The organism is Virgibacillus sp. GM2-2 (assembly GCF_055329585.1).
This window is the reverse complement of record NZ_JBUZWC010000222.1, coordinates 1-207: the sequence shown is the minus strand read 5'-3', so window position 1 is coordinate 207 and position 207 is coordinate 1. Positions and strand designations below refer to the sequence as shown.

Below are 207 nucleotides of genomic sequence, written 5' to 3'. Positions count from 1 at the left end.
GCGCTCGCGCACGCGCCGCTCCAGACCCTCGTTGAGCTGGCGGATTTCCTGCTGGGCGCGCTGCAGGTCGTCGATGTCCTGGTTGACGATGACGGCGCCGTTGATGCTGCCGTCGGCATCGAAGAGCGGGACGGCAGAATTGAGGATGGCACGACGGCTGCCGTCGAAGCACTGGATGACGATCTTCTCGTTGATCGAGGTCTCGCC

The 207-nt window shown here is 64.7% G+C and carries 1 protein-coding gene; it reads right to left on the bottom strand.

Features of this window, described 5'->3' with window-relative positions; translation table 11 throughout:
* Positions 1 to 207, bottom strand: a 207-nt coding sequence (locus tag ACY9Z2_RS19630) for a hypothetical protein (RefSeq protein WP_463611344.1), incomplete at both ends; no start/stop codon positions are given.